14 protein-coding genes are annotated in these 15,430 nt (G+C 73.0%); 9 read left to right on the plus strand and 5 right to left on the minus strand.

Translation table 11 applies throughout. From position 1 onward, the window contains the following. The first annotated feature begins 43 nt into the window (after nt 1-43). Nucleotides 44-877 (plus strand): thioesterase family protein, encoded by an 834-nt coding sequence (locus ACIBJC_RS37735; protein ID WP_399300928.1) that lies wholly within the window; start codon nt 44-46, stop codon nt 875-877. 62 nt (nt 878-939) lie between these two features. Continuing rightward, a complete protein-coding gene (locus ACIBJC_RS37740; RefSeq protein ID WP_399300930.1) occupies nt 940-2,103 on the plus strand; it encodes a cysteine desulfurase family protein in 1,164 nt (387 codons plus the stop codon). Nucleotides 2,104-2,191: 88 nt separating this feature from the next. On the opposite strand, the gene ACIBJC_RS37745 is transcribed toward ACIBJC_RS37740, so the two are convergent. From ACIBJC_RS37745 to ACIBJC_RS37755, 3 genes are all read right to left on the minus strand, one after another. Continuing rightward, a complete protein-coding gene (locus tag ACIBJC_RS37745) occupies nt 2,192-3,532 on the minus strand; it encodes an FtsX-like permease family protein (protein ID WP_399300932.1) in 1,341 nt (446 codons plus the stop codon). A 3-nt stretch (nt 3,533-3,535) separates the two neighbouring features. Continuing rightward, entirely contained in the window at nt 3,536-4,402 is an 867-nt protein-coding gene (locus tag ACIBJC_RS37750) for an ABC transporter ATP-binding protein (protein ID WP_399300933.1), read from the minus strand. Between the two features lie 137 nt (nt 4,403-4,539). After that, on the minus strand, nt 4,540-5,280 hold the full coding sequence (locus tag ACIBJC_RS37755) for an N-acetylmuramoyl-L-alanine amidase (RefSeq protein ID WP_399300935.1): 741 nt from the start codon (nt 5,278-5,280) through the stop codon (nt 4,540-4,542). A gap of 60 nt (nt 5,281-5,340) precedes the next feature. Here ACIBJC_RS37755 and mnmA point away from each other — a divergent pair, with 60 nt between their 5' ends. Beyond that, entirely contained in the window at nt 5,341-6,468 is a 1,128-nt protein-coding gene (gene mnmA / locus ACIBJC_RS37760; RefSeq protein ID WP_399300937.1) for a tRNA 2-thiouridine(34) synthase MnmA, read from the plus strand. Between the two features lie 91 nt (nt 6,469-6,559). Here mnmA and ACIBJC_RS37765 read toward each other — a convergent pair whose 3' ends face one another. Both ACIBJC_RS37765 and ACIBJC_RS37770 read right to left on the minus strand, forming a co-directional pair. After that, a complete protein-coding gene (locus tag ACIBJC_RS37765) occupies nt 6,560-7,336 on the minus strand; it encodes an alpha/beta fold hydrolase (RefSeq protein ID WP_399301021.1) in 777 nt (258 codons plus the stop codon). A 122-nt stretch (nt 7,337-7,458) separates the two neighbouring features. After that, a complete protein-coding gene (locus tag ACIBJC_RS37770) occupies nt 7,459-7,788 on the minus strand; it encodes a DUF427 domain-containing protein (protein ID WP_399300939.1) in 330 nt (109 codons plus the stop codon). A gap of 125 nt (nt 7,789-7,913) precedes the next feature. Between ACIBJC_RS37770 and ACIBJC_RS37775 the strand changes: the two genes are divergently transcribed. From ACIBJC_RS37775 to gatC, 6 genes are all read left to right on the plus strand, one after another. Next, nucleotides 7,914-8,453 carry a TIGR00730 family Rossman fold protein gene (locus tag ACIBJC_RS37775; RefSeq protein ID WP_399300941.1) on the plus strand — a complete coding sequence of 180 codons (540 nt, stop codon included), beginning with the start codon at nt 7,914-7,916 and terminating at the stop codon, nt 8,451-8,453. Nucleotides 8,454-8,516: 63 nt separating this feature from the next. Continuing rightward, nucleotides 8,517-9,206: an SDR family oxidoreductase gene (locus tag ACIBJC_RS37780; RefSeq protein ID WP_399300943.1), complete on the plus strand. Its 690-nt coding sequence runs from the start codon at nt 8,517-8,519 to the stop codon at nt 9,204-9,206. Next, nucleotides 9,203-10,237: a methionine synthase gene (locus tag ACIBJC_RS37785; protein WP_399300945.1), complete on the plus strand. Its 1,035-nt coding sequence runs from the start codon at nt 9,203-9,205 to the stop codon at nt 10,235-10,237. The genes ACIBJC_RS37780 and ACIBJC_RS37785 overlap by 4 nt, the downstream gene beginning before the upstream one ends. Nucleotides 10,238-10,280: 43 nt before the next feature. Continuing rightward, nucleotides 10,281-12,563 (plus strand): NAD-dependent DNA ligase LigA, encoded by a 2,283-nt coding sequence (gene ligA / locus ACIBJC_RS37790; protein ID WP_399300947.1) that lies wholly within the window; start codon nt 10,281-10,283, stop codon nt 12,561-12,563. A gap of 261 nt (nt 12,564-12,824) precedes the next feature. After that, a complete protein-coding gene (locus ACIBJC_RS37795; RefSeq protein ID WP_399300948.1) occupies nt 12,825-14,951 on the plus strand; it encodes a putative bifunctional diguanylate cyclase/phosphodiesterase in 2,127 nt (708 codons plus the stop codon). Between the two features lie 180 nt (nt 14,952-15,131). Continuing rightward, nucleotides 15,132-15,428: an Asp-tRNA(Asn)/Glu-tRNA(Gln) amidotransferase subunit GatC gene (gatC, locus tag ACIBJC_RS37800; RefSeq protein WP_010984178.1), complete on the plus strand. Its 297-nt coding sequence runs from the start codon at nt 15,132-15,134 to the stop codon at nt 15,426-15,428. The last annotated feature ends 2 nt before the right edge of the window (nt 15,429-15,430 follow it).

The raw sequence follows: 15,430 nt of genomic DNA on the forward strand, positions 1-15,430 counted from the left end.
TTAAGCTACCGCTTAGTACAGACGTGTTGTACGGTTGCGTCCCATGGCACAGGCATCCATCGGTGACAGCGAGTTCGACCGCGAGACGGCCGTCTCCCTCCGCGCCCCCGGCGTGTACGACACCCGGCTCTTCCCGGGCTGGACCGTCATGAACATCGTCAACGGCGGCTATCTGCTGGCCGTCATGGGCCGCGCGCTCGGCGACGCCCTGCCGCACTCCGACCCGTTCGCCGTGTCCGCCCACTACCTCACGCCCTCGGCGCCGGGCCCCGCCGTCGTACGGACCGAGACCCTGCGCACCGGCCGTACGCTCTCCACCGGCCAGGCGTCCCTCTTCCAGACCGGGGAGGACGGCAACGAGGTGGAGCGGATCCGGTTCCTCGCCTCGTACGGCGACCTGGACGCCCTCCCCGACGACGTAAGGACCACCGCCAAGCCGCCCGAGATACCGCCGCGGGAACGGTGCGTCGGCACCGCCGACGGACCGGCGCCGGAGGGCGACTTCACCATCCTCGACCGGCTCGCCATGCGGATCGACCCCGCCACGGTCGGCTGGGCGGTCGGCGAGCCCTCGGGGCGGGGCGAGATGCGTGCCTGGTTCGACCTCGCGGACGGCCGCGCCCCCGACCCGCTCTCGCTGCTGTTCACCGTCGACGCGCTGCCGCCGACCTCCTTCGACCTGGGCCTGCGGGGCTGGACGCCGACCGTCGAACTGACCGTCCACGTCCGCTGCCGCCCGGCGCCGGGGCCGCTGAGGGTCGCCATCACCACCCGTAACCTGGCCGGCGGCTTCCTGGAGGAGGACGCGGAGATCTGGGACAGCGCGGACCGGCTGGTGGCCCAGTCCCGCCAACTGGCCCGCGCGCCCCGCGACTGACGCCCGCGTCCAGCGGGGTGCCGTCACCGGCGCCCGTCCGCGCTCGTAGAATCGGGCCCACCATGGCTTACCTCGACCACGCCGCGACCACTCCGATGCTGCCGGAGGCGATCGAGGCGATGACCGCCCAGTTCGGCCTCGCCGGCAACGCCTCCTCGCTCCACGCCGCCGGGCGCCGGGCCCGCCGTACCGTCGAGGAGGCCCGTGAGACGTTCGCGGAGGCCCTCGGCGCGCGCCCCAGCGAGGTGGTCTTCACCTCGGGCGGCACGGAGGCCGACAACCTCGCCGTGAAGGGCCTGTACTGGTCCCGCCGCGACGCCGACCCGGCCAGGACCAGGGTGCTGGCCAGCCCCGTGGAGCACCACGCCGTCCTCGACGCCGTCGAATGGCTCGGCGCACACGAGGGCGCGACCGTCGAATACCTCCCCGTCGACCCCTACGGGCGGGTCCTGCCCGGCGTGCTGCGCGAGGCGATCGAACGGAACCCGCTCGACGTCGCCCTCGCCACCGTCATGTGGGCCAACAACGAGATCGGGACGATCCTGCCGGTCCCGGAACTGGCCGAGGTGGCGGCGGAGTTCGACATTCCGCTGCACTCCGACGCGGTCCAGGCGTTCGGCCAGACCGAGCTGGACTTCGGGGCCTCGGGGCTCGCCGCGATGACCGTCTCCAGCCACAAGATCGGCGGCCCGTACGGTATCGGCGCCCTGCTGCTCGGCCGGGAGCACACCCCCGTGCCCGTGCTGCACGGCGGTGGCCAGGAGCGCCATGTCCGCTCGGGCACCCTCGACGTGCCCGCCGTCGCCGCCTTCGCCGTCGCGGGCCGGCTCGCCGCCGAACGGCGCGAGGAGTTCGCCCGCGAGATCGGCGCCCTGCGGGACGAACTGATCACGGCGGTACGGGCCGCCGTCCCCGACGCGGTCCTCGGCGGCGACCCCGACCACCGCCTCGCCGCCAACGCGCACTTCAGCTTCCCCGGCTGCGAGGGCGACTCCCTGCTCCTGCTGCTCGACGCGCAGGGCATCGCGTGCTCCACCGGCTCCGCCTGTACGGCGGGGGTGGCCCAGCCCAGCCATGTCCTGCTGGCCACCGGCAGCGACCCGGACCTGGCCAGGGGCACCCTGCGCTTCTCGCTCGGCCACACGTCCACGGCGGCGGACGTGGCGGCGGTCGCCCGGGCCATCGGCCCGGCGGTCGACCGCGCGCGCAACGCGGGCCTGAGCTGACCGCTCACGCCGCGCGGGCCGCCGCTCACGCCGCGCGGGCCGCCGCTCACGCCGCGCGGGCCGCCGCTCACGCCGCGCGGGCCACTGCTCACGCCGCGCGGGCCACCGCCTCCGTCGCCGGGACGCGCAGTGCGCCGCGCGCCGTGCCCAGGGTGGTGAGCAGCGTCGCACCGGCGGCGACCGCCACCACACCCAGCCAGATCCCGGGGCCCTGGTCCGGCAGCACCGCCTCGGTACGGACCAGGCTGAACGGCAGGATCCCGGCGAGCCCCGCGACCGTACCGAAGAACACGCCGGTCACCGTCAGCACCAGGGACTCGGCCCCGACCGTCCCGAGGACCTGCCCCGGCGTCGCCCCGGCGAGGCGCTGGGTGCCGAACTCGGCGCGCCGGTACGAGGTCGCCGCGTACAGGGTGTTGATCAGCGTGACGCAGGCGAAGGCCACGACGATCCCGACGACGACCAGGTTCACCGTCTCCAGATTGCGGTCCTCGACCGACCGGGCGAGGCCGGACGCCTCGATCGCGCCGGTCTCCAGGGTCTGCATGTAGAGCGTCCCCGTCGCGATCCCCGTGAACAGGGTCAGCGGCATCAGCACCGTCGCGAGCCGCGGCGCCCGCTCCCGCAGCGTGTGGACGGTCAGCCAGCCGCTCGCCCCCGCGACCGCGCCGACCGGCCGCGCCAGCCGGTCCAGGGCCCAGCGCAGCAGGTCCGGGGCGAGGAGCGCGAAGCCGACGGAGAGCAGGATCGCGCCACAGGCCGGCGCCGCCATCAGCGCGGGCTCCGCCGCGTCGATCGCGAAGGTGGCGCACACCCCGGCCGTACCGGCGACCAGCGCGGCGCAGGCGCCCACACTCCGCAGCCGGCGGCGGGGAGCGGGCGGATTCGCCGACGCGGCGCGCGTCGCCCGCCGTACCGCGAGGAACGCCGCGCCCACCGAGGCCAGCAGCGTGACGCCCGCGCCCGCCCCCAGCCCGACAGGACCGAAGGCGTACGCCACGGACCCGGCGACCTGACCGGTGTCCTGGAACATCCCGAGCAGCACCCGCCCGCCCAGCATCGCGGGCCCCACCGCGAGCAGCGTGCCCAGCAGCCCCACGGCCACCGCCTCACCCACCACCATCCGCGCGATCTGCGCCGGGGTGGCCCCCGTACTGCGCAGCAGGGCGATCTCGGCGCCGCGCTGCGTCACGTTCACCGTCAGGGTGGAGGCGACGGCGAAGAACACCAGCAGGGCCCCGTAGCCGCCGACCACCCCGCCCACCAGGCCGAGGGTCTCCGCATCGGCGGGGCCGACATCGTTCGCGCCCGCCGTGTCGTGCAGCGAGTTGAACGCCATGAGGATCGCCGCCCCCAGGAAGGCGGAGAGCAGGGTGGCGAGGAAACGCCCGGGACGGTGCCGTACGGAGCGCATGGAGAGGAGGAACATGGCTCAGACCCCCGCCCGCGTACCGTTGCCGACCGCGTCGCCGAGGTGCGCGAGCCGCTCCGCGACCGCGTCCGCCGTCGGCGCGTCGAGCCGCCCGGCGAGCCTGCCGTCCGCCAGGAAGACCACGGAGTCGGCGTACGAGGCGGCCACCGGGTCGTGTGTGACCATCACCACCGTCCTGCCGTGCACCCGTACGGCCTCCTGGAGCAGCCCCAGCACCTCCCGCGCGCTCCGGGTGTCCAGCGCGCCCGTCGGCTCGTCCGCGAAGATCACGGCGGGCCCGGTGACCAGCGCCCTGGCGATGGCGACGCGCTGCCGCTGGCCGCCGGACAGCTCCGCGGGCCGGTGGCCGAGCCGGTCGCCGAGGCCGACCTGGGTGAGGATCCGGCGGGCACCGTCCCGGTCCACGGCCCGCCCGGCCAGCCGCAGCGGCAGGACGGTGTTCTGCTCCACGGTGAGCGAGGGCAGCAGGTTGTACTGCTGGAAGACGAAGCCGATCCGGCGCCGCCGGAACCTCGTCAGCGCCGCCTCGTCGCCGCCCGTCAGCTCCGCGCCGTCGACCACGACGCGACCGCCGTCCGGCAGGTCGAGCCCGGCCGCGCACTGGAGCAGGGTGGACTTGCCGGAGCCGGAGGGCCCCATGACCGCGGTGAAGGACCCGGCGGACAGGCTCAGCGTCACGTCGTCCAGCGCCGTCACCGCGTTCCCGGCGCCGGCCGACCCGTACACCTTCCGCACCCCGACCAGCCGCAGCGCCTCCGCGCCCCCGACGCCTCCGGCCCGGTCCCCGCCGCCCGCGCGGTCCCTCGTCCCCGTCCCCGTGCGGCTTGTGTGACGCGTGCGACTGGTACCACCGTTACGACGAAACATGTCCTGCCCCTCCCCGTCGCGGCGCCCGTCGCGCCGCCGGGGACGACGCTACGGACGCGCGGGGACGGGCACACGGGGCGTGGACACCAGGTGCGGAGGTGGCGCTGGGTGCACCCCTTGCGGGGGCTACGCGCCGATCACGCCCCCCGCGCGGACACCGAGGGCGAGGGCGTGGGCTCGACCGGCTCCGCCTCCCGTACCAGCTTCAGATAGCGGTCCCAGTCCCAGAGCGTCCCCGGATCCGTGTGGTCCGTCCCCGGGACCTCCACGTGCCCGACTATGTGCTCCCGGTCGATCGGTATCGCGTACCGCTTGCATATGTCGGCCGTCAGCCGAGCCGACGAGCGGTACATCGCGTCCGTGAACGACTCCGGCCTGTCCACATAGCCCTCGTGCTCGATGCCGATGGAGCGCTCGTTGTAGCTCCTGTTCCCCGCGTGGTACGCCACGTCCAGCTCGCGGATCATCTGCGCCACATGGCCGTCCTTGCGCACCACGTAGTGCGACGCCGCGCCGTGCCCCGGGTCGCGGAAGACCTTCAGCGCCACGTCGTAGCTGCCCTGGACGACATGGACGACCACCCGGTCGATCCGGAAGTCCTCGGGACGGTCGGCCCGCCGCCAGTTCGCGGACGAGGCCGCCACCCACTCCGAGGGGGCGTAGTCCAGCTCGCCCTCCGTGCGCGGCCTCTCGACGCCCGGCACCTGCCACCAGAACCGAGCCAGCTCGTCGCGCGCCAGAACACCGCCGCCGACCACGGCGGCGGCGCCGCCGATCAGCACCGCTCTGCGGCCGATCTTCTTCCCGTCCCGGGGCGCGGGCGCCCGGCGGCTGCCCCCCGCGCCGCTGCCTGCCGTACCCTGCTCGTTCTCGCCCATATGATCGTCAACGCATATCCGCGCGACTGTGGTTCCCCCGGGCCGTACCCTGGTTGAGCTATGACTCAGAATTCCCAGCGCCCCCTGCGCGTACTCGCCGCCATGTCGGGCGGCGTGGACTCCGCCGTCGCCGCCGCCCGCGCCGCCGAGGCGGGACACGACGTCACCGGCGTGCACCTCGCGCTCTCCGCGAACCCGCAGTCCTTCCGCACCGGCGCGCGCGGCTGCTGCACCATCGAGGACTCCCGCGACGCGCGCCGCGCCGCCGATGTGATCGGCATCCCCTTCTACGTGTGGGATCTCGCGGAACGCTTCCGCGAGGACGTCGTGGACGACTTCGTCGCGGAGTACGAGGCGGGCCGCACCCCCAACCCGTGTCTGCGCTGCAACGAGAAGATCAAATTCGCGGCGCTGCTGGACAAGGCGCTCGCGCTGGGCTTCGACGCGGTGTGCACGGGCCATTACGCGACGGTCGTCACCGCCCCCGACGGCGCGCGCGAACTGCACCGCGCCAGCGACATGGCCAAGGACCAGTCGTACGTCCTCGGCGTCCTGGACGAGCGGCAGCTCGCCCACGCGATGTTCCCCCTCGGCGACACGCTCACCACGAAGGACGAGATCCGCGCCGAGGCCGAGCGCCGCGGCCTGGCCGTGGCGAAGAAGCCCGACAGCCACGACATCTGCTTCATCGCGGACGGCGACACCCAGGGCTTCCTCGCGGACCGCCTGGGCCGGGCCGAGGGCGACATCGTCGACGAGTCCGGTACGAAGATCGGCAGCCACGACGGCGCGTTCGGCTTCACCATCGGCCAGCGCAAGGGCCTGCGCATCGGCCACCCGGCCGCCGACGGCAAGCCGCGCTACGTCCTGGACATCTCCCCGGTCGACAACCGCGTCACGGTCGGCCCCGCCGCCTCCCTCGACGTCACGGCCCTCACGGCCCTCAAGCCCCGCTGGTGCGGCACCGCCCCCACCGGCCCCGGCGACTACACGGCCCAGCTCCGCGCCCACGGCGGCGAGACTCCGGTGACCGCCGAACTGGCCGACGGCACCCTCCACGTCCGCTTCGCCGAACCGGTCCGCGGCGTGGCCCCCGGCCAGGCGATCGTCCTGTACGACGGCCCGCGCGTCGTCGGCTCGGCGACGATCGCGACGACGGAGCGCCGCACGGGGGCACTGGCGGGCTGACGCCGCCCGCGGCGGCGTGCGGGTCCCGCGTCGGCCCGTCACGCCGCGAGGACGCGGCCCGTCGGCCCCGTCACGCGGCCCGTCACGCCCGTCACGCCGCGAAGAACTCCTCCAGCACCGGCGCCAGCACATGCGGCGCCACCTCGTGCGTCTGGCCCGTCAGGGTGCGGTGTCTGCCGCGGGGGAGTGCCGCGGCCGCCGCGCGGGCCGCGTCGCGTACCAGTGCGGGGCTGGCGCCGCCGTCCACGACCATCGCGCGGGTCCTGACCGCCGACAGACGGCGGGCCGGGATCAGCCCCTCGCCCAGTACCTGGTTGTCGTACGCGAGGGTGTGGGCCACCGCCGCCAGGTCCGGCCAGAGCGAGGACCGGCGCATCGCCGCGATCGTCGCCGGGTGCAGCTCCATGGCCGACAGGAACAGCTCCACCGCCTCGTCCCGCTCCCCGCGCGCCAGCAGCTCCGTCAGCCGCTCCGTGTACGCGGCCTTCGCCGGCAGGGCGGCCGGGTCGGTGGCGTACGGCGGCTCGTACACCGCGAACTGGGTGACCGGCAGCCCCGCAGCCACCGCCTCCAGGACCAGCGCCCCGCCCGAGGACACCCCGTACAGCGCCGCGCTGCCCCCGACCGCCGCGAGCAGCGCCGCGAGGTCCTCGACCTCACGCTCCACGGCGTACGGGGCCCGGTCGCCGCTGGCGCCCCGGCCCCGCCGGTCATAGGTGATCGTGGTGAAGCGCGGCGCGAGCAGCCGGGCCAGCGGCGCCTCCGACTCCGCCGTGCTGAACGCGCCCCCCACCAGAATCACCGGCGGCCCCTTGCCCGACCGCCGGTAAGCGATCGGGGTGCCGTCCCCCGACTTCACCTTGCACACGTTGTCCATGGAGAGTCAGACCGGCGGGCCGCGCCCAACTCATCGCTCCATGAAGGAAGTTTTTTCGCGCCCGCCTTCTTAGGGCCTCCCTGGGGCCTTCTCAGGGCCTCAGTCCGGCCTTCTCAGGCGGCCACCACCTCGGTGTCGTAGAAGCAGAAGTGGTCCTTGACCTGGGCCACTTCAGCTTTCGGGGTGGGGTAGGCCCAGACCAGGTCCGGGGCGTCCGGCAGCGACCAGTAGGACGCGTCGCCCTTGAACGGGCAGTGGGTCGTGGTCTCCGAGGGCGTCAGCAGCTCCGTCCGTACGTCCTGCGGCGGCAGGTAGTAGCGGGCCGGACAGCCCGTCTCGCGCAGCACCAGTGGAGCGCGGCTCTCCGCGACGACCTGCCCGTCCCGTACGACGCGTACGTGCTCCGTGCCCTGCTCGACGGTGATGGTGTGTCCTGCGGTCATCGTGATCGGTCCCTTCGGCGGTGTCGGTTCTCCCTCTCCTGTTCAGCAACCTCGCACGCCGCGCTCTTCCCCGCCCTTACGGGCTGCCCCGTGATAGGGAGTGGTCAGCCCGTACCGTTCACGCCATGAATATCTGTGTCTTCCTCTCCGCCGCCGACCTCGACGAGCGCTACACCCGCCCCGCCCGCGAATTCGCCGAACTGATCGGCAAGGGCGGCCACACCCTCGTCTGGGGCGGGTCCGACAGCGGGCTGATGAAGGTCGTCGCCGACGGGGTGCAGGAGGGCGGGGGCCGGTTGGTCGGGGTCTCGGTGGACTTCCTCCAGGCCGTGGCCCGGCCGAACGCCGACGAGATGGTGGTCGCGAAGGACCTCGCGGAGCGCAAGGCCCTGCTGCTCGCCAAGTCCGACGCCGTGGTGGTCATGGTCGGCGGTACGGGGACGCTGGACGAGGCCACCGAGATCCTGGAGCTGAAGAAGCACGGCATGCACTCCCACCCCGTGGTGCTGCTCAACACGGCCGGCTTCTACGACGGACTGAAGGAGCAGTTCCGGCGGATGGAAGCCGAGGGCTTCCTGCCGCTGCCCCTCACCGACCTGGTCTTCTTCGCCGAGGACGGGGTCGGCGCCCTCGCCTACCTGGAGGAGGCGCTCGGTGTTCAGTGAGCGCGGTCCAGTGATCGCCGAGGGCGTGCGGTCATCGGGTCGTCGTGATGCGACGATGACCGCATGGCTACCCATCTCCTCACCGGTGCGGGCTCGGGCATCGGCGCCGCCGTCGCGCGCCGGCTGCACGAACGCGGCGACGACCTGATCCTGTTCGCACGCGACGCCGGCCGCGCCAGAGAACTCGCGCAGGCCCTGCCCGGCGCCCGTACCCTCGTCGGCGACCTCGCCAACCCCGACCGGCTCTCCTGGGCGCTCGGTCAGCAGGAACTCCCCGACCGGCTCGACTCGCTCCTGCACATCGCGGGCGTCGTCGAGCTGGGCGAGGTCGGGGAACTGACCCCCAAGACGTGGCACAACCAGCTCGCCGTGAACCTGATCTCCCCGGCGGAGCTGACCCGGCTGCTCCTGCCGCAGCTCCGCGCCTCCCACGGGCAGATCGTCTTCGTCAACTCGGGCGCCGGGCTGCGCGCCCACGCCCAGTGGAGCGCGTACGCCGCCTCCAAGCACGGACTGAAGGCGCTGGCCGACGCGGTGCGCGACGAGGAGCGGCCGAACGGCGTGCGGGTCACCTCCGTGTACCCGGGACGTACGGCGAGCCCCATGCAGGCCAAGGTGCACCAGCAGGAGGGCAAGGAGTACGACGCGTCCCGCTGGATCGACCCCGAGTCGGTCGCGACGACGATCGTGGCCGCGCTCGACCTGCCGCGTGACGCGCAGATCGACGACGTGACCGTACGGCCGGGCCGATGACCGGGCCGTCCGACAGCCCCCGGGAGGACGCCGCACCCGCCGCGCCGCTCTGGGGGCCCGCCACCGGCGTCGGCTCCATGCCGGGCGGCGACGCGCGGGAGGCAGCCCGCGCCGTCACCGGGACCTTCGAGGAGTTCCCGTACCTCGCCGAACTCCCCGCGCGGGGACCGGGCGCCGACATGATCGGCCGTACGACCGGACTCCTCGCGGAGATCTACGCGCGCGTGGAGCCCAGCGGCTGGCGGATCGGGGACCGTCCGGGGCGGGACACCAAGAGGGCGAGGTCCTGGCTGGGGGAGGACCTCGACGCGCTGGAGGAGTTCACCCAGGGGTACGAGGGGCCGCTCAAGGTCCAGGTGGTCGGACCGTGGACCCTGGCCGCCGGCCTGGAGCTGCGCGGCGGCGAGTCCGCCCTCGGCGACCCCGGCGCCTGCCGGGACCTGACCGCGTCCCTGGTGGAGGGGGTGAGCGCGCACCTCGCCGACGTACGGCGCCGGGTGCCGGGCGCCTCGGTCGTCCTCCAGATCGACGAACCGTCCCTCACCGCCGTCCTGCGCGGACACGTCAGGACCGCCAGCGGCTACCGCACCCACCGGGCCGTGGACCGGCAGGTCGTGGAGGGCGCGCTGCGCGAGCTGACGGCGCTCGCGCCCGGGGCCGCGGTCGTGCACTCCTGCGCGCCGGACGTGCCCTTCGCGCTGCTGCGGCGGGCGGGCGCGGCGGCCGTTTCGTTCGATTTCGGTCTGCTCACCGAGCGTGACGAGGAGACGATCGGGGAGGCCGTTGAGGCCGGCACGAAGCTGTTCGCGGGGATCGTGGCGGGCACGGACGGCCCGTTGTCAGACCCTGCCGGTAGCGTCATGGGTGTCAGGACGCTGTGGCGCAGGCTGGGGCTCGATCCGGGGACTCTGACGGAGTCCGTGGTGCTCACGCCGACATGCGGGCTCGCGGGTGCCTCACCCACGTACGCGCACGCCGCGACGGCGCACTGCGTCAGGGCCGCGAGATCCCTCGCGGACAACCCTGAGTGACGGTCCCGGACGACCGGGCCATGGTGATCGGGAGGACGAGACGGTGGCAGGCGAACAGCAGAGTGTGGTGCCCGCTGAGGTGCGGGAGCGGCATGCCCTCCTCGCCGAGCAGATCGAGGAGCACCGCTTCCGGTACTACGTGAAGGACCAGCCGATCGTCAGCGACGGCGAGTTCGACCGGCTGCTGCGCACCCTGGAGGCGCTGGAGGAGACGTACGCGGAGCTGCGCACGCCCGACTCGCCGACGCAGAAGGTCGCGGGGGCGTACGCCGCAGCTTTCGCCCACGCGGCGTTCTCCGCGGTCCAGCACCGCGAGCGGATGCTCTCCCTCGACAACGCCTTCGACGACGAGGAGCTGGGGGCCTGGGCCGACCGCGTCGCCAAGGACGTGGGCACGCCGGACTTCCACTACCTGTGCGAGCTGAAGGTCGACGGGCTCGCGGTCAACCTGACGTACGAGCACGGCAGGCTGACCCGCGCCGCCACCCGGGGCGACGGCCGGACGGGCGAGGACATCACGCCCAACGTCCGCACGATCGCGGAGATCCCGCACCGCCTCGAAGGGGAGCGCATCCCCGAGCTGGTGGAGATCCGCGGCGAGGTCTACTTCCCGATGGACGCCTTCCAGGAGCTGAACGCGCGTCTGGTGGAGGCCGGCGACAAGCCCTTCGCCAACCCGCGCAACGCGGCGGCGGGTTCGCTGCGCCAGAAGGACCCGAAGGTCACCGCGACCCGCCCGCTGCACATGGTGGTGCACGGCATCGGGGCCCGCGAGGGCTTCGACATCGACTGCCTCTCCCACGCCTACGAGCTGCTGAGCGAGTGGGGGCTGCCGACCGCCCGTCACAACAAGGTGGTCGGATCGGTCGCGGAGGTCAGGGAGTTCATCGCGTACTTCGGGGAGAACCGCCACTCCGTGGAGCACGAGATCGACGGCGTCGTCGTCAAGCTCGACGAGATCCCGCTCCAAGGCCGGCTGGGCTCCACCTCGCGCGCGCCGCGCTGGGCCATCGCCTGGAAGTACGCGCCGGAGGAGGTCAACACGAAACTGGTGAACATCCGGGTCGGCGTGGGCCGTACGGGGCGGGTCACGCCCTACGCCCAGGTCGAGCCGGTCACGGTGGCGGGCTCCGAGGTCGAGTTCGCCACCCTGCACAACCAGGACGTGGTGCGGGCCAAGGGCGTCTGGATCGGCGACACGGTCGTGCTGCGCAAGGCCGGTGACGTCATCCCGGAGATCCTCGGCCCGGTCGTCGACCTGCGGCCAGCGGACGCCCATGAGTTCGTGATGCCGACCGAGTGCCCCGAGTGCGGTACGCCGCTGCGCGCGATGAAGGAGGGGGACATCGACATCCGGTGTCCCAACGCCCGCACCTGCCCCGCCCAGTTGCGCGAGCGGCTGTTCTATCTCGCGGGCCGCAAGTGCCTGGACATCGAGAACTTCGGCTATGTCGCCGCCGCCGCCCTGACCAAGCCGCTGGAACCGGCCATTCCTCCGCTGCTGGACGAGGGCGATCTCTTCGACCTCACCATCGAACGGCTGCTGCCCATCACGGCGTACGTCCTCGACCAGGACAGCGGTCTGCCCAAGCGCGACCCGAAGACCGGCGAGGAGAAAATCGCCACCGTCTTCGCCAACCAGGCGGGCGAGCCACGGAAGAACGCCCTCGCGATGCTGGAGAACATCGCGGCGGCCAAGGAGCGCCCGCTCGCCCGGATCATCGCCGGACTCTCCATGCGCCATGTGGGGCCGGTCGCCTCCGAGGCGCTGGCCAGGGAGTTCCGCTCGATCGACCGGATCGACGAGGCGACGGAGGAAGAACTGGCGGACGTCGCGGGCGTCGGACCGATCATCGCGGCCTCGCTCAAGGAGTGGTTCGCGGTCGACTGGCACCGCGAGATCCTGCGCAAGTGGCGTGCGGCGGGCGTCCGGATGGAGGAGGAAGGCTCGGGCGAGGACGACGGCCCCCGGCCGCTGGAAGGGCTCACGGTCGTGGTGACGGGCACGCTGGAGCAGTACACGCGGGATGGCGCGAAAGAGGCGCTGCAGAGCCGGGGAGCGAAGGTGACCGGCTCGGTTTCGAAGAAGACCGCCTTCGTGGTGGTCGGTGAGAACCCCGGGTCGAAGTACGACAAGGCGATGCAGTTGAAGGTGCCCGTCCTGGACGGAGAAGGGCTCACCGTCCTGCTCGAACAGGGCCCGGACGCCGCCAGGGAGGCCGCGCTCACCCCCGAAGAGCCCGCCGCCACCGGGGAAGAGGCATCGTCGTCCCCCGAAGAGGTGCGCACGAACCCCGAGGAGGCCTCGGCCGCACCGGAGGAGTGAGGCGCCCCGCCCTCGCGGTGCGCGACTTCACACCGTCGATTTCGGGCCGTCAAGCTCACCCGTTCGGCGCATACCAGATGGATAGGGATGGGCCGGTCGCATTCGGGCAACAGATGTAGAGCGCTGCCCGTCGAGGCCTTTCGCGGCCTACTGTTGAGATGTGCGCCTGTCGAACACGGCTCAGTAGTCCGATTCCAGCCGTGTTGCACGACAACGTGCCATCGCGTGGCATCGGCTCCGCCGGCTGTGAGAGGGACGGGAATGAAACCGACCGAGAGCGCTGCCCCGGTCACACCCCCGCGCGGTTTCGCGGGATTTGGGGGCATGGTCGCCAGAACGCCCGTTCTGGTGGTGGGACTCGCCGTGGTCGTTCTGGTGACCGGCGTGGTGTGGACACTGAGGGACGGCCACGCGCTGTTCCCCGGCTCCGACGCCGGCTGGGCGCTGGCCGTCCTCACCGGCGTCATCGTCGGCCATCTCGTCGCCCTCGGCCGCGACCGCTGGTGGGGCGGGACCGGCTCGGGCGCGGCCCTCACCCTCGCCGTGCTGCTGCTGTACGGCTGGGTCGCGGCCGGACTGGTCAGCCTCGCCGTCGTCGTCCTGGTCGGCGTGGCCCGCAGGCACCGCTGGCGCCAGGGCGTCCTGCACGGCGCGGCCGACCTGCTGGGGACCGGGGCCGCCGCCCTCGCCCTGGCGCTGTTCGGCGTGGTCCCCACCGCCGAGCACCCCTGGCAGCCGCTCGACTGGACCATCGGCGACGTCCCGGAGATCGTGCTCGCGGCGGGCGCCCAGCTCACGGTCACCCGGCTGCTGCTCTGGTACGCGCTGGCCCCGCAGGGCCCGGGGCTGCCGGCCGCCGCCCGTACGGCCCTCTACCGGCAGGGTCTCGTCGCGGTCGCCCTGCTCGGCATCGCCCCGCTGATCTGCGTCGTCGCGATGTCGCAGCCGGTCCTCCTGCCGCTCTTCGCCATCCCGCTGATAGCCCTCGACTCCACCCTCTGGATCGCCAGGGCGCGCGCCGAGGAACAGCTCCGCGACCCGCTGACCAAACTCCCCAACCGGCAGTGGCTGCTGGAGCGCACCTGGTCGGCGCTGGAGGAGGCGGAGGGCCAGGGCGCCAGAGCGGCGCTGGTCCTGATCGACCTGGACCGGTTCCGTTCCGTCAACGACACGCTCGGCCACCTGGCGGGGGACCGGCTGCTGCTGCAGATAGCGGACCGGCTCCGGCTGGCCCTGCCGCGCGGGGCCGAGGCCGCGCGGCTCGGCGGCGACGAGTTCGCCGTACTGCTCCCGACATGCGACTCCACGACCAGCGCGCAGCGCGTCGCCCGTCATCTCGTGGCCGACCTCTCCTCCTCGCTGGACCTCGACGGCCTCACCCTCGTCCTGGAGGCGAGCGCCGGGGTCGCCGTCTACCCCGAGCACGCGCTCGACGCGGAGGGGCTGCTCCAGCGGGCGGACGTCGCCATGTACCAGGCGAAGCGGGACCGTACGGGCGTGGAGGTCTACGAGTCCAAGCGGGACTCCAACACCCCCGACCGCCTCGGACTCCTGGGCGATCTGCGCCGCGCGCTGGACGCGCGGGAGGTGGAGCTGCACTACCAGCCGAAGGTCCGCTTCGACGGCCAGGTCGCCGGCCTGGAGGCGCTGGTGCGCTGGGTGCATCCCGAGCGTGGCCGCGTCCCTCCGGACGAGTTCATCGCGATCGCCGAGTCCTCCGGTCTGATGCCTCACCTCACGGAGTACGTACTGGACACCGCTCTCGCTCAGGTCGCCCGCTGGCGGGCGCAGGGACTGATGGTGCCGGTCGCCGTCAATGTCTCGCCGCGGGACGTGCACACCCCCGGGTTCGCGGGCTCGGTGGCGGCGCGGCTGGCCCGGCACGGCGTCCCGGCCTGCTCCCTCCAGTTGGAGATAACGGAACACGTCCTCCTGGAGGACCCCCAGCGCGCCGCCGACACCCTCGCCGGTCTCACCGGGCACGGGGTGAAGATGTCGCTCGACGACTTCGGTACGGGGTACTCCTCGCTGGTTCATCTCCGGCGGCTGCCGGTGAGCGAGCTGAAGATCGACCGCTCCTTCGTGGCCCGTCTCGCGGTCGACACCGAGGACGCGGAGATCGTCCGCTGCACGGTCGACCTGGCGCACTCCCTGGGCCTGCTGGTCGTCGCGGAGGGCGTCGAGGACGACGAGACCTGGGAGCGCCTGCGGGACCTGGGCTGCGACGCCGTACAGGGCTGGCTGGTGGCCGCCGCGATGCCGCCCCACGAGGCGACGGCCTGGCTGCTGGCCAGGGGCGAGCACGGCTGGCAGCGTCCGGCCGAGCTGAAGGCGGCGCGGGCCCAGGCGGCGCGGGCCCGCGAACAGTCGGGCCAGGCGGTGACGTAGCCCCCGGCGGCGGTGTGCCGGGGGTGTGGTGGGACGGTCAGGGCGGACCCCCGACCGGGGCCGCCCGGGGTTCCGTCCCCGGGGCGGACCTCCGGGGTGGACCGGCCGTTTCGTGAGCAGGGGTGCCCGCCCATAGGATTGGGCGAAAACCCAATCACACTCACCCCTGAGGATCGCTGCATGCCTGGCATCACGCGCGAGGAGGTCGCCCACCTCGCCCGGCTGGCGCGTCTGGAGCTGAAGGCCGAAGAGCTCGACCACTTCGCCGGACAGCTCGACGACATCATCGGCGCGGTCGCCCGCGTATCCGAGGTAGCCGACCAAGACGTTCCGCCGACCTCCCACCCGCTGCCGCTGACCAACGTCATGCGCGCGGACGAGGTCCGCCCGTCGCTCACCCCCGAGCAGGCGCTTTCCGGCGCCCCTGCCCAGGAGCAGCAGCGTTTCAAGGTGCCGCAGATCCTGGGGGAGGACTAAAC

Source organism: Streptomyces sp. NPDC050509, assembly GCF_044457965.1.
GTDB lineage: Bacteria > Actinomycetota > Actinomycetes > Streptomycetales > Streptomycetaceae > Streptomyces.